The 19809-nt window shown below is 71.0% G+C and carries 20 protein-coding genes; 5 read left to right on the forward strand and 15 right to left on the reverse strand.

The features are described 5' to 3' along the window. Positions 1-210: 210 nt before the first annotated feature. The 4 genes from IG194_RS09670 to IG194_RS09685 all read right to left on the reverse strand — a co-directional run bounded on the left by IG194_RS09670 (position 211) and on the right by IG194_RS09685 (position 3499). On the reverse strand, positions 211-531 hold the full coding sequence (locus IG194_RS09670; RefSeq protein ID WP_058487560.1) for a hypothetical protein: 321 nt from the start codon (positions 529-531) through the stop codon (positions 211-213). After that, entirely contained in the window at positions 528-1655 is a 1128-nt protein-coding gene (locus IG194_RS09675; RefSeq protein ID WP_058487561.1) for a serine hydrolase domain-containing protein, read from the reverse strand. Before IG194_RS09675 ends, IG194_RS09670 begins: the two co-directional genes overlap by 4 nt. Positions 1656-1745: 90 nt before the next feature. Further along, positions 1746-2531, reverse strand: coding sequence for an MBL fold metallo-hydrolase (locus IG194_RS09680; protein WP_058487562.1), 786 nt, complete (start codon positions 2529-2531; stop codon positions 1746-1748). Between the two features lie 71 nt (positions 2532-2602). Next, positions 2603-3499, reverse strand: a complete 897-nt coding sequence (locus tag IG194_RS09685; RefSeq protein WP_058487563.1) for an acyl-CoA/acyl-ACP dehydrogenase — start codon at positions 3497-3499, stop codon at positions 2603-2605. 142 nt (positions 3500-3641) lie between these two features. On the opposite strand from IG194_RS09685, the gene olsB reads away from it, so the two are divergent. Further along, entirely contained in the window at positions 3642-4400 is a 759-nt protein-coding gene (gene olsB, locus IG194_RS09690) for an L-ornithine N(alpha)-acyltransferase (protein WP_058487564.1), read from the forward strand. Then, on the forward strand, positions 4400-5164 hold the full coding sequence (locus tag IG194_RS09695) for a lysophospholipid acyltransferase family protein (protein WP_058487565.1): 765 nt from the start codon (positions 4400-4402) through the stop codon (positions 5162-5164). The genes olsB and IG194_RS09695 overlap by 1 nt, the downstream gene beginning before the upstream one ends. 157 nt (positions 5165-5321) lie before the next feature. Here the strand turns inward: IG194_RS09695 and IG194_RS09700 are convergent, their stop codons facing one another. Together IG194_RS09700 and IG194_RS09705 are read right to left on the reverse strand one after the other, a co-directional pair. Further along, the gene (locus tag IG194_RS09700) at positions 5322-6188 is read right to left on the reverse strand and encodes a universal stress protein (protein WP_009615728.1); all 867 of its coding nucleotides are present in this window, start codon (positions 6186-6188) and stop codon (positions 5322-5324) included. Between the two features lie 51 nt (positions 6189-6239). After that, on the reverse strand, positions 6240-6854 hold the full coding sequence (locus IG194_RS09705; RefSeq protein ID WP_058487567.1) for an ACP phosphodiesterase: 615 nt from the start codon (positions 6852-6854) through the stop codon (positions 6240-6242). A gap of 119 nt (positions 6855-6973) precedes the next feature. On the opposite strand from IG194_RS09705, the gene IG194_RS09710 reads away from it, so the two are divergent. From IG194_RS09710 to dxs, 3 genes are all read left to right on the forward strand, one after another. Continuing rightward, positions 6974-7216: an exodeoxyribonuclease VII small subunit gene (locus tag IG194_RS09710; RefSeq protein WP_058487568.1), complete on the forward strand. Its 243-nt coding sequence runs from the start codon at positions 6974-6976 to the stop codon at positions 7214-7216. Beyond that, the gene (gene ispA, locus IG194_RS09715; protein ID WP_058487569.1) at positions 7213-8100 is read left to right on the forward strand and encodes a (2E,6E)-farnesyl diphosphate synthase; all 888 of its coding nucleotides are present in this window, start codon (positions 7213-7215) and stop codon (positions 8098-8100) included. Before IG194_RS09710 ends, ispA begins: the two co-directional genes overlap by 4 nt. Positions 8101-8662: 562 nt before the next feature. Next, the gene (gene dxs, locus IG194_RS09720) at positions 8663-10573 is read left to right on the forward strand and encodes a 1-deoxy-D-xylulose-5-phosphate synthase (protein ID WP_058487570.1); all 1911 of its coding nucleotides are present in this window, start codon (positions 8663-8665) and stop codon (positions 10571-10573) included. A gap of 16 nt (positions 10574-10589) precedes the next feature. Here the strand turns inward: dxs and IG194_RS09725 are convergent, their stop codons facing one another. From IG194_RS09725 to IG194_RS09765, 9 genes are all read right to left on the reverse strand, one after another. Further along, entirely contained in the window at positions 10590-11774 is a 1185-nt protein-coding gene (locus IG194_RS09725) for an acetate/propionate family kinase (protein ID WP_043273338.1), read from the reverse strand. Between the two features lie 98 nt (positions 11775-11872). Next, a complete protein-coding gene (eutR, locus tag IG194_RS09730) occupies positions 11873-12931 on the reverse strand; it encodes an HTH-type transcriptional regulator EutR (RefSeq protein WP_064987577.1) in 1059 nt (352 codons plus the stop codon). Positions 12932-13039: 108 nt separating this feature from the next. Continuing rightward, positions 13040-13588 carry a BMC domain-containing protein gene (locus tag IG194_RS33285; RefSeq protein ID WP_058487572.1) on the reverse strand — a complete coding sequence of 183 codons (549 nt, stop codon included), beginning with the start codon at positions 13586-13588 and terminating at the stop codon, positions 13040-13042. Further along, positions 13588-14943 (reverse strand): 4Fe-4S dicluster domain-containing protein, encoded by a 1356-nt coding sequence (locus tag IG194_RS09740; RefSeq protein WP_058487573.1) that lies wholly within the window; start codon positions 14941-14943, stop codon positions 13588-13590. The genes IG194_RS33285 and IG194_RS09740 overlap by 1 nt, the downstream gene beginning before the upstream one ends. Next, entirely contained in the window at positions 14940-15428 is a 489-nt protein-coding gene (locus IG194_RS09745; RefSeq protein WP_058487574.1) for a BMC domain-containing protein, read from the reverse strand. The genes IG194_RS09740 and IG194_RS09745 overlap by 4 nt, the downstream gene beginning before the upstream one ends. A 13-nt stretch (positions 15429-15441) precedes the next feature. Then, entirely contained in the window at positions 15442-16101 is a 660-nt protein-coding gene (eutL, locus tag IG194_RS09750) for an ethanolamine utilization microcompartment protein EutL (RefSeq protein ID WP_009615714.1), read from the reverse strand. 25 nt (positions 16102-16126) lie between these two features. After that, on the reverse strand, positions 16127-17008 hold the full coding sequence (gene eutC / locus IG194_RS09755; RefSeq protein WP_058487575.1) for an ethanolamine ammonia-lyase subunit EutC: 882 nt from the start codon (positions 17006-17008) through the stop codon (positions 16127-16129). 10 nt (positions 17009-17018) lie between these two features. Continuing rightward, positions 17019-18380, reverse strand: a complete 1362-nt coding sequence (locus tag IG194_RS09760) for an ethanolamine ammonia-lyase subunit EutB (RefSeq protein WP_043273343.1) — start codon at positions 18378-18380, stop codon at positions 17019-17021. Positions 18381-18389: 9 nt separating this feature from the next. Next, a complete protein-coding gene (locus IG194_RS09765) occupies positions 18390-19808 on the reverse strand; it encodes an ethanolamine ammonia-lyase reactivating factor EutA (RefSeq protein WP_058487576.1) in 1419 nt (472 codons plus the stop codon). Between the last annotated feature and the right edge of the window lies 1 nt (position 19809).

A 19809-nucleotide genomic window follows, 5' to 3' on the forward strand; every position in this document is an offset into this window, starting at 1 on the left:
CAACGGCCAACGATAGCCGCCCGCCGTCGGCTTGCAAACCGGCCGGCGAGCCCATTGGGCAGGCGGCAGCGCCATTGGTTCAGACGTAGGGCGTATAACCGTTCGCGGTTATCCGCCGATACACCAAGGCCACAGCCAACGCCCAGGTCAACCCAGACGCCGCCGGGAACCAAGGCCAAGCGGCGGATAACGCCGTAGGCGTTATCCGCCCTACGGCTGCGGCAGCAGCCGGCAGCCCTCGCGCGGGCCGAGCCAGGCGGCGGTCTGGGTGCTGCCCAGGCCGCTGGCGGTCACGCGCTTGTGCTCGGCGTCGTCGAGGAAGGCGCTGGTGGGCACGTACTGCTTGGTGTAGCCCTGGCAGTACTCGGCGCTGTTGCCCATGACGTAGCGGCAGGAGCAGTACTCCTTGGCCGTGTAGGCGCCGATGATCGGCGGGAAGGACTCCAGGTGCACGCGGTTGGCCCAGGCCCAGCCGGCCAGGGCGACCAGCGCCAGGAGCAGCAGGCTGAGCAGCGGGTGGCGGCGGATCATGGCTTGGCCTCCGGCTGGGCGAAGGCCGCGAGGGCCCGCTTGAGGAAGTCGTCGTGGCGGTAGCTGCCGTCGCGGTCGTCGGCGTAGCGCACGATCACCAGCTTCTGGTCGGGCAACACGTAGAGCGCCTGGCCCCAGTGGCCGAGGGCGGCGAAGGCGGTTTCCGGGGCGTTCGGCCAGGGCAGGCCGGCGCCGGCCGGGGCGCGGTTGAGCCACCACTGGCCGCCGGGCACGCCGTCGCTGGCATCTTCCGCGCTCGGGCGGTAGTTGGCGAACGGCGTGAGGGCGAACTGCATCCAGGCCTGGGGCAGCAGCTGGCGCTCCTTCCAGCGTCCGCCGCGCTGCATCAGCAGGCCGATGCGCGCCAGGTCGCGGGCGCTCATGTAGGCGTAGGAGGAGCCGACGAAGGTGCCGCTGGCGTCGCGTTCCCACACCGCCGAGCGGATGCCCAGGGGCTCGAACAGCGCGGTCCAGGGGTAGTCCGCGTAGGCGTCGCCGACCATCTGCTTGAGGCTGGCGGCGAGCACGTTGCTGTCGCCGCTGGAGTAGCGGAAGCGCTGGCCCGGCTCGGCGTCGGCGGGGAAGCCGGCGACAAAGCCGGCCATGTCGTCGCGGCCGCGGGTGTAGAGCATGGCCACCACCGAGGATTTCAGCGGGGCGTATTCGTAGTCTTCTTCCCAGGCCAGGCCCGAGGCCCAGTTGAGCAGGTGGCGCATCTTCACCTGCGGGTGCGCGGCGAAGGGCGCGAAGTGCTGCGCCACCGCGTCGTCCAGCTGGAAGCGGCCCTCGCCGTAGGCCACGCCGAGCACGCAGGCCATGATGCTCTTGCTCATCGACCAGGCCAGGTGCGGGGTTTGCGCGCGGGTCGGCCCGGCATAGCGTTCGTAGACCAGTTGACCGTCGCGGATCACCACCACGGCGTCGCTGCGCACGCCCTGGCGGGTGGCGTCGTCGCGCGCCGGGAAGGCATAGGCCTCGAAGGCCTGCAACGCCGGGCCACTGGGCGTGGGGCCGGACTGCCAGTCGGCGTCCGGCCAGGTTTCCGCGTGGGCCGGCGCCAGCAGGCACAGGCCGGCGGCCAGGGTGAGGCCACGCAGCAGCGGGCGCAGGGAGGGCATGGGCATCGGCGGGCCTCTTGTCGTCAGCTCCGGCGGAACCCTAGCACGCTGCCATGACGGCTATAAGCGCCGATCACGCCGGAATGGCGGACGGATTCAGCGCGGCACCTGGTAGTCGGCCGGGCCGAGCAGGTCCATGCCGCATTCCAGGCCGCTGATCCAGTCCAGGAAGGCGTCGATCATCGGCCTCCCGACGAAGGGCCGGCCGTGCTGCGGCACCATCATCTGCACGTCCAGGCCGCGCACCATGTCCGCCCACAGCCGGCACACCTTCTTGCTGGCCATGTAGCGGCGGTGGAAGCCGAGCATGTGCGGCAGGTGCTCGGCGAAGTCCTGCACCGGGCTGGCGTCGTCCACCAGGGAGGCGCCCATGTCGCCGGAGAAGAGGAGGCGGCTGACCGGGTCGTAGATCTGGAAGTTGCCCACCGAGTGCAGGAAGTGCGCCGGCAGCACCTTCAGCTGGCAGCGCCCGAGGTTCAGCAACTGGCCGCGGTCGGGCACGGCGATGACGCGGTCGTAGGTGGAGATGCCGTGGCTGACCGCCAGGTAGCTGGCCGTCAGGTGCGGCAGGAAGCGCGCCCAGAGCTTGGAGCAGACGACCTTGGCGCGGGTGTGCAGCAGCCACTTGTCCAGCGCGGCGATGATGTCCGGGTCCTGGTGCGAGGCGAAGATGTAGTCCAGGTCCTGCAACGGCATCAGCTTCGACAGTTCCAGCGACAGCGGCGTGTAGGTCAGGTCGCCGCCCGGGTCGAGCAGCAGGTACTGGCCGTGGTCGACGATGAGGAACTGGTTGGACTGCACCCCGTCGCCACTGACGAGGTCGTCGAAGCACAGGCATTGGTGGGTGCCGTTGTCGAACAGCACTATGGGTTCGCGACGCATGGAGCTTCCTGCGGGTCATGCCGGTGGGGCGGCGGAATGTCGCGCAGGGTACCCAGGCGCGCGCGCCGGCCTCACTGACCTGGGTCAAGCCCCAGTGCCGCCCAGGCCTTGTCCAGGCGCCTGGCGCGGGCGCTGCCGCCCAGGGCGAGCACCGCGCGGTCGCGCTTCCACAGCTGCGCCCAATGCTCCGGGCCCTGGCCGATGGCGGCGTCCAGCGCCGGGGTCAGGGCGTCGAACTGGGCGAACAGGCCGCCCAGCAGCAGGTGCGTCGCCGTGTCGCCCACCGGGTGCCGCGCCACTTCGGCGCAGCCGGCCAGCAGCCCGGCCAGGCGCAGGGGCAATTCCCGCGGCCAGCGGCTGGCCAGGCCCACGCCGTACAGCCAGGCCAGCAGCGCGGCCATCACGTGCAGGTCTTCCAGGCCGCGGAACGGCTTGCTGTAGGCGTCCCAGCCGTCGCCCGGCAGGCGCTCGCAGTGGGCGCCCTCGAGGATCAGCCGGGCGTGGGGGATGTCGGGGATCAGCGGCATGACCGGCATCGGCTCCAGGCGCGCGCCGGGGGCTCCGGCCAGCACCACGGTCATGGCCAGGCGCGGGGCCTCGCCGTCCGGCTCGTCGCGCGCGGCCACCAGGTACCAGGCGGCGCTGTCGGCGGCGGTGGCGAAGTCCTTGCGGCCATGCAGGGTCAGGCCGTCCAGGCGGGTGGCCAGGTCCGCCGGGCGCAGGCTCTTGCCCTCGCTGACGCAGAGCGCGCCCAGCCCGACCGGGGCCGCCGGCCACAGGGCGCGCAGGGCCGCCTGGTAGCCGCCGAGGAAGGCCAGGCCGGGGGTGGCCGCCAGGCGCCCGGCGAGCACCGCCAGCTCCAGCGGCCCGGCGCCTGCGGCGCAGGCCAGCAGTTCGGCGTACCAGTCCTCCAGCGCCAGGCCGGCGGGCAGTGGCTCCAGGGGGCCGAGCAGGCGGTTCCAGGGCATGGGGCGATCCTCATCGGGGGTGGTGTTGTCATACAAGCATCACGCCAGGGTCACAAGCGTGACACCGCCGCTTCCTAGCCTGAGCTTGCACAACAAAGGCGACCGGCCGCAACCCGCCTGGCCGGCCCATGGAGGCCTCCGCATGAGTCAGACCGCCCACGCCTGCGACACCCCGCGCGAAGAACGCCGCCTGAAAGCCGTGCGCCTGCGCGGCGCCCGCGCCCTGCGCGAAGCCCAGGCCCTGCGCTTCCGCGTCTTCAGCAGCGAATTCGAGGCGCGCCTCAAAGGCGCCGAGCTCGGCCTGGACCTGGACGACTACGACAGCCACTGCCAGCACATCGGCGTGCGCGACCTGGCCAGCGGCGCCCTGGTGGCCACCACCCGCCTGCTCGACCACCGCGCCGCCGAGCGCCTGGGACGCTTCTACAGCGAAGAGGAATTCCACCTCGACGGCCTGGCCGAGCTGCAGGGCCCGGTGCTGGAGATCGGCCGCACCTGCGTCGACCCGGCCTACCGCAACGGCGCCACCATCGCCGTGCTCTGGGGCGAGCTGGCCGAGGTGCTCAACGAGGGCGGCTACCGCTACCTGATGGGCTGCGCCAGCATCCCCATGCGCGACGGCGGCATCCAGGCCCTGGCGGTGATGCAGCGCCTGCGCGAGCGCTACCTGTGCCGCGAGAACCTGCGCGCCGAGCCGAAGACGCCGCTGCCGGCGCAGGAACTGCCGGACAACCTCACCGCCGAGCTGCCGCCGCTGCTCAAGGCCTACATGCGCCTGGGCGCGAAGATCTGCGGCGAGCCCTGCTGGGACCCGGACTTCCAGGTCGCCGACGTGTTCATCCTGCTCAAGCGCGACGAGCTGTGCCCGCGCTACGCCCGCCACTTCAAGGCGGCCGTGTGATGCGCGGCGCCTGGCGAAGCGCCCGCCTGCTGGCGGTGATCGGCCTGGGCCTGGCGCTGGCCGCCGGGGTGGCGCTGCTCGAACGCCTGCCCGGCTACGACTGGACCGCCCTGCGCCAGAGCCTGACGCGCTGGTGGCTGGCGCGCCTGCGCCGCGCCCTGCCGCTGCGGGTGAAGGTCTACGGCGAGCTGCCCCAGGGCCCGGCGCTGTGGGTCAGCAACCACGTGTCCTGGCTCGACATCCCGCTGCTCGGCGCCCTGGCCCCGCTGACCTTCCTGTCCAAGGCCGAGGTGCGCCAGTGGCCGCTGGCCGGCTGGCTGGCGGAAAAGGCCGGCACCCTGTTCATCCGCCGCGGCTCGGGCGACGGCAGCCGCCTCGGCGAGCAGATCGCCGGGGCCCTGCAGCTGGGCCGCTCGACGCTGATCTTCCCGGAAGGCACCACCACCGACGGCCGCGGCCTGCGCAACTTCCACGGGCGCCTGCTGGCCGGCGCCGTCCAGGCCGGGGTGCCGCTGCAGCCGGTGGCCCTGCGCTACCTGCGCGACGGCGAGCCGGACCACCTGGCGCCCTTCATCGGCGACGACGACCTGCTCAGCCACCTGCTGCGGCTGCTGCGCAACGACCGCGGCTGCGTGGAGATCCACCTGCTCGCGCCGCTGCCCAGCCTGGGCCGCGACCGCGCCCAGCTGGCGCAGCAGGCCCACGCCGCCATCGGCACGGTGATCTACGGGGAAGTCGCTCGGGACCAGGCGCTGGCCGCCTGAAAGAGCCTGAAAGAGAAAGTCGAACCTGCCGGGCGCCACGGCTGGCAGGTTCCGCCCCGGACGGCGGCGCAGGCTTGAACTCCAACCGGAAAGCACGGCGCCCGCCATTGGCGGGCGCCGTCGCTCCAGCGGCGCGCAGGGCCTGCGCCGCGCCGTCCTACACGCCGGTTTCCGGCGGCACGACCAGGATGTCGCAATCCAGTTCGCGCAGGGCGTAGTCGGCAACACTGCCGATCAGGGCACGCTTGATCCCACCCATGCCCCGGGTACCCATCACCAGCAGGTCCGGCCGGTGCTTTTCGGACATGCGCTCCAGCACGTTGCCCGGCAGGCCGACGGCGACCAGTTGCTCGTCGATCCAGGGTTCCAGTTGCTGGTCGCGGAGGAACGCCTTGAACTCGTCCACCGCCTGGCGCGTCTCGGTGCCGACGAACTCGTCGATGCGTTCCTCGCTGACCCCGGAGTACTGCATCATGCCCTTGGCCAGCGGGCTGAAGGCATAGATGGCGCGGCGCACCGCGCCCTGCAGCAGGCCCAGGCGCTCGGCGACGCGCACCGCGTTGGCCGAGGCCGGCGAGGTGTCCAGCGCCAGCAGCAGGTCGCGGTATTCGCCGACCGCCGGCTGGTTGACCATCAGCACCGGCAGCTTGCCGGCGCGCACCACGCGTTCCACCGTGGTGCCGACGAAGATGTCGCGCAGCACGCTCTTGCGGTGCGAGCCCATCACCAGCAGGTCGACGTCCTCCTCCAGCGCGCAGCTGACGATCTTCTGGTTCGGGTCGCCGACCTCGACGCGGATGCGCGGGCAACCGCCGCCCAGGGCGGTGAGTTCGACCAGGCGCGCCTCCAGCAGCAGCCGGACCTGCGTCGCCTCCTGCTCGACCAGCGCCACCGGCTGGTCCTCGTCCACCACGCAGAGCACCGTCCACGGGCAGCCGAAGCGCTTGGCCAGGGCGCCGGCGCGTTGCAGGGCCTTCTCCGAGCGCGAAGACAAATCCGTGGCGATCATCAATGATTTGAGCATGCTGCACCTCCCTCTCCGTCGTGGGTTCTATTGCATCCTTTCATGGCTTTCCTACGTTTGATGCATATCAAGCCGGGGGCGATCCCCAGGCAGATTGTCGCGCCGCCCGGCCAGCGCCAGCAGTTGCGGGTAGAACGCGCGGAAGTCGTCGCTCAGCGGCTGGTAGCGCTCGGCCAGTTCCTCCCAGGCGCCGTCCAGCAGGCCCGGGCGCGACAGCCGGCGGGCCATGCCGGCGAGCACGTCCTGCAGCACCGTGAACTCGCGGTAGCTGCCCAGCCAGTCCTGCGCCGCCATGCGCGGGGCGATGCGCGCCAGGCGCTCGGGCAACTGCGGGGTGGTGTTCAGTACACCATAGACGCGGCGGGTGAATTCGCTGAGCGGCTCGTTGCTGAATGTGTCCCAGTCCCGCGCCAGGCAATGGTCGAAGAACACGTCCAGCAGCACGCCCGCCAGGCGCCGCCGCTCGGCGGGAAAGCGCAGCTTCGCCGCCAGGACCAGGGGATGGCTGTCAGTGAAGGCATCGATGCGCCGGTGCAGGCGGATGGCCGCCTCGATGTCCGCCGGCCAGCGCCCGGCCAGCGGCCCCTTGACGAAATCGCCGTAGAGGCTGCCGAGCAACTGCGCCGGCTGCGAACCGCCGAGGTGGAGATGGGCGAGGTAGTTCATGGCCCAAGCTTAGCGCGAAACCCGCGTCGCCGGGATGCCGGGCAAGGCCCGCGGATTTGCCCGCAAGGCCCGTCTCTGCTAGTGTCGCCGGGTTCCGAATACCCCGCCGAGATGTCCCCATGGCCCGCAAGAAAGCCGTCGATTTCGAACAGTCCCTCGCCGAACTGCAAACCCTGGTGGAACGCCTGGAGAGCGGTGAACTGTCCCTGGAGGACTCGCTCGGCGCCTTCGAGCAGGGCATCCGCCTGACCCGCGAATGCCAGGCGGCGCTGAGCCAAGCCGAGCAGAAGGTGCAGGTGCTGCTGGAGCGCGACGGCGAGCTGAGCGAGGCGCCGTTCGACAGCGAAGGCGAAGACACATGATCGCAGCCTACCAGGCGCGCTGCCAGGCGCGCGTAGACGCCGCCCTGGAAACCCTGTTCACCCCGCCCCGCGAAGACCTCCAGCGCCTCTACCGGGCCATGCGCTACAGCGTGGTCAACGGCGGCAAGCGCGTGCGCCCGCTGCTGGCCTACGCCGCCTGCGAAGCCCTCGGCGGCGACCCCGCCCGGGCCGACGGTGCGGCCTGCGCGGTGGAGCTGATCCACGCCTACTCACTGGTCCACGACGACCTGCCGGCGATGGACGACGACGACCTGCGCCGCGGCCAGCCGACCACCCACATCGCCTTCGACGAGGCCTGCGCCATCCTCGCCGGCGACGGCCTGCAGGCGCTGGCCTTCGAAGTGCTGGCCGAGGCCCGGCTGAACCCGCAGGACGCCGAGACGCGCCTGGCCATGGTCACCGCCCTGGCCCACGCCGCCGGTTCCGCCGGCATGGTCGGCGGCCAGGCCATCGACCTCGAGGCGGTGGGCCGCAGGATCGACCAGGCGGCCCTGGAAACCATGCACCGGCACAAGACCGGCGCGCTGATCGAAGCCAGCGTGCGCCTCGGCGCCCTGGCCAGCGGCCAGGCCGACGCCGAACGCCTGGAGGCCCTGGCCCGCTACGCCGGAGCCATCGGCCTGGCCTTCCAGGTGCAGGACGACATCCTCGACGTGGAAAGCGACACGGCTACCCTGGGCAAGACCCAGGGCAAGGACCAGGCCCACGACAAACCCACCTACCCCGCCCTGCTCGGCCTGGAAGCCGCCAAGGCCTACGCCCTGGCCCTGCGCGACCAGGCCCTGGCGGCCCTGGAAGGCTTTGGCGAGGGCGCCGAGCCGCTGCGGGAGCTGGCTCGCTATATCGTCGAGCGGCGTAGCTGAGGGGTCGGCGGTACGGGCCAGGCGGCGAGGGGTCGGCGAAGTCCGCAACCCTCACCCCAGCCCTCTCCCAGAGGGAGAGGGGGCCGTCCTGAGTGGGTGGATAACACAGCGTCAGCCGGCAGGTTCCGCGGTTATGCGCCGTAGGCCAATTGCACCGGGATGTCCGGTGTGGCCGGTGAGTCCGCTCCTACGGTTCCAGGAAGCACGGCTTTTCGTAGGATGGCGTTGAGCGAAGCGATACCCATCAGCGCAACCGCATGGGTTTCGCAAGCTCAACCCATCCTACGAAGAGCACCTCGGCGCAAGACAGTTGCTCCTACGGTTCAGGGAAGCACGGACGTAGGAGCGGACTCCGTCCGCGATTCGGCGCATAACGCCGCATGGATTTCCAGAGAAACATCCGCGCGCACCGGAACGCCCCTTGGAAGGCCAAGCGCTCTGGCCCAAGGCCCACAGGCAAAACCACCCCCTCCCCCAACCAAACAGCACCCCCACCTTGCTTGGGCCTGTCAGAAGCATCAGGTAAACTGCCGCATCTTTGCCTCTCATAACGATCAGCCTGATGCCCACGACGTTCCACGAGATCCCCCGCGAGCGCCCCGCCACCCCCCTGCTCGACCGCGCCAACACGCCGGTCGAGCTGCGCCGGCTGGGCGAGGCGGAGCTCGTCAGCCTCGCCGACGAACTGCGCCAGTACCTGCTCTACAGCGTCGGCCAGACCGGCGGCCACTTCGGCGCCGGCCTGGGGGTGATCGAGCTGACCATCGCCCTGCACTACGTCTTCGACACCCCGGACGACCGCCTGGTGTGGGACGTCGGCCACCAGGCCTACCCGCACAAGATCCTCACCGGCCGCCGCGAGCGCATGGGCACCCTGCGCCAGAAGGACGGCCTGGCCGCCTTCCCGCGGCGCTCGGAGAGCGAGTACGACACCTTCGGCGTCGGCCACTCCAGCACCTCCATCAGCGCCGCGCTGGGCATGGCCATCGCCGCGCGCATGCAGGGCTCCGGGCGCAAGTCGGTGGCGGTGATCGGCGACGGCGCGCTGACCGCCGGCATGGCCTTCGAGGCGCTGAACCACGCCTCCGACGTGCAGGCCGACATGCTGGTGATCCTCAACGACAACGACATGTCGATCTCGCACAACGTCGGCGGCCTGTCCAACTACCTGGCCAAGATCCTCTCCAGCCGCACCTACAGCAGCATGCGCGAGGGCAGCAAGAAGGTACTCTCGCGCCTGCCCGGCGCCTGGGAGATCGCCCGCCGCACCGAGGAATACGCCAAGGGCATGCTGGTCCCCGGCACCCTCTTCGAGGAACTGGGCTGGAACTATATCGGCCCCATCGACGGCCACGACCTGCCCACGCTGATCGCCACCCTGCGCAACATGCGCGACCTCAAGGGCCCGCAGTTCCTCCACGTGGTGACCAAGAAGGGCAAGGGCTTCGCCCCGGCCGAGGCCGACCCCATCGGCTACCACGCCATCACCAAGCTGGAGCCGGCCGGCGCTGCGCCGAAGAAGGCCGGCGGGCCGAAGTACTCCAACGTCTTCGGCCAGTGGCTGTGCGACATGGCGTCGCAGGACCCGCGCCTGGTCGGCATCACCCCGGCGATGAAGGAAGGCTCTGACCTGGTGGCCTTCGCCGAGCGCTTCCCGGAGCGCTACTTCGACGTCGCCATCGCCGAGCAGCACGCCGTGACCCTCGCCGCCGGCATGGCCTGCGACGGCATCAAGCCGGTGGTGGCGATCTACTCCACCTTCCTGCAACGCGGCTACGACCAGTTGATCCACGATGTCGCGGTGCAGAACCTCGACGTGCTCTTCGCCATCGACCGCGCCGGCCTGGTCGGCGAGGACGGCCCGACCCACGCCGGCAGCTTCGACCTTTCCTACCTGCGCTGCATCCCCGGCATGCTGGTGATGACCCCCAGCGACGAGGACGAACTGCGCAAGCTGCTGACCACCGGCTACCTGTTCCAGGGCCCGGCGGCGGTGCGCTACCCGCGCGGCAGCGGGCCGAACACCCCGATCGACCCGACGCTTGCGCCGGTGGAGATCGGCAAGGGCGTGCTGCGCCGCCAGGGCAAGGCCGGCAAGGTCGCCATCCTGGCCTTCGGCGTGCAGCTGGCCGAGGCCCTGCAGGTGGCCGAGCGCTTCGACGCCACGGTGGCCGACATGCGCTTCGTCAAACCGCTGGACGAGGCCCTGGTGCGTGAGCTGGCCGACAGCCACGAACTGCTGGTGACAATCGAAGAAAACGCCGTGATGGGCGGCGCCGGCGCCGCGGTCGGTGAGTTCCTCGCCCGCGAGAACCGCCAGCAGCCGCTGCTGCACCTGGGCCTGCCGGACTACTACGTGGAGCACGCCAAGCCGGCGCAGATGCTCGCCGAATGCGGCCTGGACGCCGCCGGCATCGAGCGCGCCATCGCCGAGCGCCTGGCCCTGCTGGCCACCTCCGCGCCCGAGGCCTGAGCCCCGGCGCGCGGCGTCAGCCCAGCAGCGCCAGCGTGTCCAGGGCGATCATCCGTTCCTCGGCGGTGGGCACCACCAGCACCCGCGGCGAGCCGGGCTGGTGGATTTCCCGGCAGCGGCCGCCCACGCAGGCCGCGTTGGCCGCCTCGTCGACGGCGAAGCCGAGGAACCCCAGGTGGGCCAGGGTCCTGGCACGCACCAACACCGAGTTCTCGCCGATCCCCCCGGTGAACACCAGGCCGTCGATGCGCGGCATGGCGCAGCCCATCGCCGCCAGGGACTTGGCCAGGCGGTAGCAGAACACCTCGATGGCCAGGGCCGCGCCCGCGTGGCCCCGGGCGCGCGCCTGTTCCAGGGTGCGCATGTCGTTGGACAAGCCCGACAGGCCGAGCAGGCCGCTGTCTTCGTTGAGCATCCTGTCGACTTCCTCGATGGTCCAGCCCAGGCTGCGGATCAGGTGGCCGTGCAGGTTGGGGTCGACGTCGCCGCTGCGCGTGCCCATCACCAGGCCCTCCAGCGGCGTCATGCCCATGCTGGTGTCGCGGCTGCGGCCGTTGACGATGGCGCAGGTGGAGCAGCCGTTGCCCAGGTGCGCCGACAGCCAGCAGCTGTCCTCCGGCGGCAGGCCGCACAGGGTGGCGGCGCACTGGCTGACGTAGCGGTGGCTGGTGCCGTGGAAGCCGTAGCGGCGCACGCCGAAATGCCGGTACAGCCTTTCCGGCAGAGCGTAGCGGTAGGCGTGCTCGGGCAGGCTCTGGTGGAAGGCGGTGTCGAACACCGCCACCTGCGGCAGTTGCGGGTACAGCGCCAGGGCGGCCTCGATGCCGGCCAGGGCGCCGGGGTTGTGCAGCGGCGCCAGGGCGACGGTGTCGCGGATGTTCTGCATGACCTGCGGGTCGATGCGGCAGGCCTGGCTGAAGTGCTCGCCGCCATGCACCACGCGGTGGCCGATGCCTTGCAGGCGCCCTTCGGCGGCTACCTGCACCAGCGGCAGCAGGCGCGCCAGGGCCTGGCGGTGGTCGGCGTTCGGCAGGGCGAGGTCGACGCGGCCGCCGGCGTCGACGATGCGCAGGCTGGCCTGGGGCGTGCCCAGGCATTCGACGATGCCGCTGGCGCGGAACTCGGGGGCGCTTTCGTCGACCAGGGCGAACTTGATCGACGAACTGCCGCAGTTGATGACGAGGATGCTTCGGTCGGACATGGAAGGGTTTCCTGCAGGACAAGGGAGAGCCCGGCGCGCCGCGCCGCCCCGGACCGCGAAGGGCCGGGCGCGGGCGCGCCGGGGAGAAGAGGTGCGGCCTACCAGGCCGCGCTCAGGCGTTCGCGGTTGGCCAGGGTGGCCGAGGGCCGCTCGCCGAAGAGCCGCTGGTAGTCGCGCCCGAACTGCCCCATGTGCCAGAAGCCCCAGGCCATGGCGGCGTCCTGCACGGTCGCGTAGGGCGAGTGGGGGCTGCCCAGCTCGCGGTGCACGGCGTTCAGGCGCACGGCCTTGAGGTAGTGGATGGGGCTGCGCCCGAGCACGTCCAGGAAGCAGTTGCGCAACGTGCGCTGGCTGACGTGCAGGAGCCGGCAGAGCTCCAGCGCGCTCACCGGTCGGCTGGGGTTGTCCAGCACGTATTCGCGCGCCCGGGCGACCACCCAGTGCTTGCGCAGCAGGGTGCGGGAGCAGGCGTGGCGCGCAGGTTCTGCGCCCTGCAACAGGTCCAGCAGGCAGAGCAGCAGGTCGTGGTTCAGCTGCCGCGCCACCGCGGGCTCGCGCAGGCTCAGCGGCTCGACCTGGGCCAGCGCCAGCGCGGCGCGCATGAAGTCGCACAGGCGCCGCCGGGCGCCGGGCTCGACCTGCAGCAGGCGCGACTCATCCAGCAGCAGGCCGAGGTGGCGCAGTTCCTCCAGCTCCAGGTGCTCCAGCAACGCCTCGCGCTCCACCACCAGGCCGAGGATGTTGTAGTCGTCCGGGGTGCTCAGCTCGAACTCGCGGCCGCCCGGGCGCACGGCGATGGCCTGGGCGTCGATGCAGTCGCGGCCGATGTAGCCGACGTCCTTGTCGCCGTAGGGGATGCCGAACCAGAAGGCGCCGGGCCAGACCATGCAGGACTGGTGCAGCGCGTGGCTGGTGTATTCGCGGAAGAACTGCAGGCCGTCGAGCCAGACCTCGGTCAGCTCGCCGCGGAAGGGCCCGGGGTCGAGCTGGTCGTAGAGTTGCTGCCAGGCGGTGATGTTGCAGGCGTGGGCGTAGACGTCGCGGGTCTGCCGCCGGCGCACGCCGTCGCAGTGGCCCAGGGGTTCGTCCAGCCTGCCCGGCGTGTCGTCGCACGCCCAGAGGTGATGCAGATCGATTGCGCTTTTCTTGTCCGACATGACGTCTTGCCCGATAACTTCAGGGACCCGCGCGAGCGGGTCGGGTTTCGTCATGCAAGGCACGGTCAAGTGGGTGCTCTATGGCTACCTCACACTGTGGAGGATTGCTCAGAGCAGGTGTTGCCACAGGTCAAGGTGCGGCCTGGGCACGGTCATGCCGTGGACCAGCAGCCCCTTTTCCCCGGCGCTGGCGCAGGCCACCCGCACCGCCGCCTCCACGTCGGCGACCTCGCCGGTCAGCACCAGGTAGCACTTGCCGCCGATGCCGAAGGCCATGTGCACGCGCACCAGGGTGACGTTGGCCGCCTTCACCGCGGCGTCGGCGGCCTCGATGCAGGCCGCCACGCTGAAGGTTTCCACCACCCCCAGCGCGCGCGGCCGCTCCACCGGGTTGACGCCGCTGATGGCCGGCAGCACCGACTCGTGGATGTTCGCCAGGACGAACTGGTCCACCAGCATCTGCCCGCCCTCGGCCGCGCCGACCTGCACCGCCTGGCGCACCGCGGCGACCTCGCCGCCGACCATGGCGATGTACTTGCCGGGGCAGATGGTCTTGGCCGCCAGCAACTGCACGTCGGCGCTCTTCAGCATCAGGTCGGCGAGCTGCACGCCGCGGGCGATGCTGGTCAGTTCGATCAAACCTATGGCGTGGTGCATCAGGCTTCTCCTGGCGGGTTGGCGACGAGGCGGACGTGGCTGTCGCCGACCTCCGCCACGCGGCCGGCGATGCTGGCGTGCAGCGGCACGCCGAGTTGTCCTTCGGGCGCTTCGGCGATGCATTCGCCCAGCGCCACCTGCTGGCCCACGGCGACGCAGGGCCGGGCGGCCACGCCGATGTGCTGGCGCAGCGCCAGGCGCACTTCGGCGGGGTGATGTTCCTGCGCCAGCAATGGCGCCTTGTGGTTATAGGCCTGCAACTCCAGGCGCGAGACCAGGCGGCTGACCGGCAGCAGGCGGTATTCGGCCATGGGGTCGGCGCCGCGCAGTTCGCCCTGGTAGCGGGCGCCCTCTTCGCGCAGGCGGGCCTTGAGCGCCTGGTTCAGGCGCATCGGCGAGATTTCCACCGGACAGGCGTAGGCCTCGCAGATGCCGCATTCGGAGCAGGTCAGCGCCGACAGCAGCACGCTGGGCTGGGCGACGTGCTGGTAGTTGGTGGCGCGCACGATCAGGTGCGGCGGCAGCTCGTGGCCGATCATGTGCCGCGGGCACAGCTCGGTGCACAGCGTGCACTGCTCGCACACCGAGCGGGCCATGGCCAGCACCGAGTCCATGCTCTGCCGGCGGCGGCGCACCAGCAGGTGGTCGTCCGGCAGCACCAGCAGGCCGCCGGTGGTCTTGCTGACCGGTTCGCCGAGGTCGTCCAGCAGGCGCCCCATCATCGGCCCGCCGTTGATGAAGGCCGGGCGTTCCAGGGTGCTGCCGCCGGCCAGGGCCAGGGCCTCGCGCAGCGGCGTGCCCAGCGGCAGGCTGAGGGTCAGCGGCTGGCGCACCGCGCCGTTCACGGTCAGGGTGCGGTGGGTCACCGGCAGTTGCAGCTCCACCGCGCGGCCGACGTTGATCAGCGTCTGCACGTTGCTCACCACCACGCCGATGGCCAGCGGCAACGCCGCCGGCGGCACGCGCCGGCCGGTGGCCAGCCAGATGGTGATGACCTCGTCGCCGGCCGGGTAGACGTCCGGCAGTATGTGCAGGCGCACGCGCTCGGGCAGCAGCGGCTGCAGGCGCTCGATGGCAGCGCGGTACTTGGCCTTGAGGGCGATGATGCCTTCCTTCGCGCCGGTGGCGGCCATGCCGTGGAGCAGGCCCTTGAGCAGCCATTCGGCCTGTTCCACGGCGAGCTGCTGGTCGACCTTGAGCAGGGGCTCGCACTCGGCGCCGTTGACCAGGTAGATCTCCGCCTCGGCCTTGAGCTTGACGTGGGTCGGGAAGCCCGCGCCGCCCGCCCCCACCACGCCGGCGGCGAACACCCGGCGGCGGATTTCCCCGGCGTCCAGGGCCTCGACGGCGATCATCGCGGCGCCCCTCCCGGCAGGCGGTAACGGCTACTGCGGCGGCGCAGCCGGCCCTGGGCGAAGAGGCCTTCCAGCCAGGCCCGGGCCTGGGCCACCGGGATGTCGAAGGCCGCCGCCACCTCGCTGGCGCTGTAACCGTGCTTGCGCCGGGCGAGCAGGCCGAGCAGCGCCTCCTGCGGGGCCGGCGCCGGGGCCGGGCCTTGCCCGGCGTCCAGCAGACTGCCCAGCAGGTAGGCGGTGTCGTCTTCCGGGCGGCCGATCTCCTTGCGGCCGACCAGGCAGCCGCGCCGGGTGGCCAGCGCCGCGCCGGCGTCCAGCGCGGCGCGGCAGGCGGCCAGGTCGCCCTCCACCACCAGGGTGACCAGCGCCGGGTTGGTCACGGCCTGGCGCAGCAGGCGCACCGACGCCGCCTTGAGCATGGCGTCGGCGGCCTCTATGCCGCAGGCCAGGCCCCTGACTTCCAGCAGGCCCAGGGCATCGATCATGGCGCTCACCTCCTCAGGCCCGCTGGATGGGGTTGCGGGCGATCTCCAGCACCGCCTCGGAGAAGGCGTTGCAGGCGGCGCGGCAGGCCGCCTGGCTGCCGGCGAGGAAGGCCGCCGAGTAGTTGGTTTCCGAGGGCGGCGGCACGTAGGTCACCAGTTGCACGTCGGCGGCCTTGAGCGCGGCGTCGATGCCGTAGGTGGCCTCCAGCGGCGGCGCCACCAGGTAGGCGATGGGGTCGCCCAGGGCGATGCCGGCGCCGGCCGACAGGTAGCTGCCGGTGCGCGATACCACGTGAGCGAGGAAGGCCACGCTGTGGGCGTCGTCGGCCCAACGGAAGCTCGGGCCGGCCTCGATCACCTCGTTCATGGCGTCGAGCCCGGCGCGCACCTCGGCGGGGTTGGGGCCGCCGAGCATGATCAGCACCTCGCCGGCGGTGGACGAAGGCCCGTTGGCCGCCCCGGCGTACAGCGAGCGGCCGTACACCACTTCCACCTGGGCCTGCTTGGTGGCCTCGTCGGCGGCGATGTAGGCGACGTCGTCGGAGTCGACGCTGATCAGCCCGAGGCTGCGGATGTGCTCGCCCACCTTCAGCTCGCGGCGGAAGTCTTCCTGCAACGAGGCGATCAGGCGCATGGCCGTGACGCTCGGTTTGATCGGATCGAGAATGCTCATGTCGGGTTGCTCCTCAGCAATGGGCTCAGCGGTTCAGGGCGATGCCGGAGGCCTGTTTCTCCAGCATCCGCCGGGCCAGGTCGACGATCACCGCCGCCGCTTCCACCGGTGGCGTGCCGCCGCGGTGGATGTTCGAGATGCAGGTGCGGTCGGCCTCCACTGTGCCGGCCAGGGTCGGCTTGTACACCGCGTAGCAGGACAGGCTCTCGGACTGGCCCAGGCCGGGGCGCTCGCCCACCAGCAGGATCACCACCTGGGCGCCGAGCAGTTCGCCGATCTGGTCCTCGACCTTGACCCGCCCGTAGCGCACGAAGAACGGCGTGCCGACGTCCAGCCCGGCGTTCTTCAGGCCCTCCAGCAGCGGCGGGAGGATTTCCTGGAAGTTCACCGTCACCGCGTCGGTGGACAGGCCGTCGGAGATCACCACCTGCACCTGCGGGTTCTTCTTGCACTCGGCGAGCAGGGTCGCCACCGCCTTTTCGCTGAGGCGGCGGCCCATGTCCGGGCGGGTCAGGTACTGGTCCTTGGTGTCGATTTCCGACTGCACTTCCAGCAGGCCCTGCTGGGCCACCCACTCGGCGGGCACCTCCTTGAGCACGGTGTCCTTGGAGCGCGAGTGGTCGGCGAGGAAGCGCAGCAACGCCTGGGTGCGCGGGCGCACGCCGGCGCGGCCCAGGCACACCCGCGCGGCGGTGGCCTTGCGGAATTCCTCCAGCACCTCGGGGCGCTGCGGGGCCTGGACGCCGATCCACTGGCGGGCCTGTTCCGAGCCCAGGTCCCAGGCGCACAGGCCCTCTTCCACGGCGCTCGGCGCCGCTGCCGGAACGCCAGGCGCCGCCGGCGCGGGGCGGGCCTGGAGTTCATTCAATACCGAACGGACGATGTCCTCGATCTGCTGCTGATGCATGTCGCTTCCCTCAGAAGAAAATGGATGGATCGCCGGCGCGGGCGGTCAGCCGGCCGTCGCTCATCAGGCCCATGCGTTCGAGCCAGCGCTCGAACTCCGGCGCCGGGCGCAGGCCCAGCAGCTGGCGGATGGTGGCGGTGTCGTGGAAGGCGTTGGTCTGGTAATTGAGCATGATGTCGTCGCCCATCGGCATGCCGATGATGAAGTTGCAGCCGGCGGTGGCGAGCAGGATCATCAGGTTCTCGTTGGAGTTCTGGTCGGCGTCGGCGTGGTTGGTGTAGCAGCAGTCGCAGCCCATGGAGATGCCGCTGAGCTTGCCCATGAAGTGGTCTTCCAGGCCGGCGCGGATGATCTGGCGGTCGTTGTACAGGTACTCCGGGCCGATGAAGCCGACCACGGTGTTGACCATGAAGGGGTCGAAGTGCCGGGCCAGGCCGTAGTTGCGCGCTTCCATGGTCAACTGGTCGGCGCCGTAGTGGGCGCCGGCGGACAGCGCCGAGCCCTGGCCGGTCTCGAAGTACAGGCAGTTGGGCCCGGCGATGCGGTTGTACTCGGCGCCCACCGCGCGCGCCTCCTCGAGCATTTCCAGCTCCACGCCGAACTCGCGCAGGCCCTTCTCGCTGCCGCAGATGCTCTGGAAGATCAGCCCGCCCGGCGCGCCGCGGCGGATCGCCTCCATCTGCGTGGTGACGTGGGCCAGCACGCAGCCCTGGGTGGGGATGGCGAACTTGTCGATGGCCTCGTACACGGTGTGCAGCACGCGGGTGAGGTTCTCGACGTTGTCGGTCACCGGGTTGACGCCGATCACCGCGTCGCCGATGCCGTAGGACAGGCCCTCGTACATCTGCGCGGCGATGCTCTGCACGTCGTCGCGGGTGTCGTTGGGCTGCAGGCGCGCGCTGAAGCGCCCGGGCAGGCCCATGGTGTTGTTGGCCTTCTTCACCACCGGCATGCGCTTGGCGGCGTAGATCAGGTCGGCGTTGGAGCAGATCTTCGCCACCGCCGCCACCACCTCGGAACTCAGGCCCTTGCGCAGGAAGGCGATGTCGTCGGCGCCGGTGTCGTCGGCGAGGATGTATTCGCGCAGCTCGCCGATGCGCCACTGGGCGATGCGCGCGTAGGCGCTCTCGTTGATGCCGTCCTGGATCAGCCGGGTGACGCTGTCCTCCTCGTAGGGGATCACCGGGTTCATGCGCACGTCGGCCACCGTCAGCTCCGACAGCACCTGCTTGGCCGCCACCCGCTCCTGGGCGGTGCCCGCCGCCACGCCGGCGAGCACGTCGCCCGAGCGCGGCTCGTTGGCCTTGGCCAGGACCTCCTTGACGTCCTTGAACTGATAGGTCTTGCCGAACAACTGGGTCTTGAGTTTCATCACACCACCTCAGGAAGGGAAAGCCAGTGACTTGACGGTGACCGGAAGGATCTCGCCGTCGAACAACGGGCTGCCGATATCGATGTAGTCGCCATCGCTGGTCGCCACCTCGTCGATGACCGCCAGGGCGCGGCCAGCCAGGCGCGGCTGCAGGAGCATGCCGAGGACCTTGCCGAGGTCCTGGGCGGCCACCACCAGCAACGGATGGGCTTGGGATTCATGGCGCTGGAAGCCGGCGAGTTCTTCCACGCAGCGCTGGATGGCCCGGTAGGCCACCGGCAGGTCCGCCGGCAGGGCCAGGGCGTAGAGGTCTTCGTCGGCGCGCAGGTCCATGCGCAGCAGGTTCTGCCGCCAGCCGTCGGCGAGGCCCGCGCCCTGGCCGGCGGCCCAGTCGGTCGCGCAGGGCACCACCGGCACGTTGCGCATCGGCAGCTGCATTTCGCGCAGCCAGATGGTGCTGCCGGACAGCGACAGGCTGTGGGCGCCGGCGCCGATCACCGTGGCGCGCACGGTCTGCTTCGGCTCGGCCAGCGGCAGGCGCCGGAAGCCGGGGTCCTCGTGCAGCGCCGCGGCCAGCAGCGGGCCGATGTCGCCGTAGCGGAACGGCGCCTGCTCCGCGCCGTGGTAGAAGCATTCGCCGACGCCGCCGGAGAGGGTCAGCGCCTGCAGCCGGCCCGCCGCCGGCAGCGGCTCGGTCATCAACAGTTCCCGGGCCAGCGGCGAAAGCGCGCCGTCGATCACTTCGTAGAGCAGCGCCGCCATGCGCCGCGCCACCGTGCGCAGTTGCTCGCTGGACAGCGCCTGCGGCTCGCCACCGAACAGCTCGCGGCAGATCGCCCGCGCCGGCCCGTGCAGGCGCAGCAGCGCGCCGCGGCTGTCGGTTTCCACCAGGCGCCCGCCGACGTTCAGGCAGGCCGAGCCGATCACCCGGCCGGCCTCGAACAGCACGTAGTTGGCGGTGCCGCCGCCGATGTCGATGTTCAGCACCCGCCCGGCGCAGGCGGCGGACAACTCCGCCGCGCCGGCGCCGCGCCCGGCGATCACCGATTCCAGGTGCGGCCCGGCGCTGGCGACCACGAAGTCGCCCAGCCGCTCGGCCAAGCGCAGCACCGCCGGGCGGGCGTTGCGCGCCTTGGAGGTCTCGCCGGTGATGATGATGGCGCCGGACTCCACCTGCGCGGGCTCCAGGCCCGCGGCGCGGTACTGTTCGAGGATGAAGGCGAGCAGCTCGTCCTCGCGCAGGCGGCCCTCGAAGTCGATCGGGGTGAAGGCCACCGGGCTGACGTAGGTGACCTCCCGCGCGGCGAACTCGTAGTGCGGCACCTGGGACAGCGAGGCACGGTTGACCAGCACCAGGCGCGAGAAGATCACCTGGGTGGTGGTGGTGCCGACGTCGATGCCGACGCTGCGCAGCTCGCGCCTGCTCATG

The organism is Pseudomonas sp. ADPe, from assembly GCF_014843515.1.
Lineage (GTDB): Bacteria > Pseudomonadota > Gammaproteobacteria > Pseudomonadales > Pseudomonadaceae > Pseudomonas > Pseudomonas citronellolis.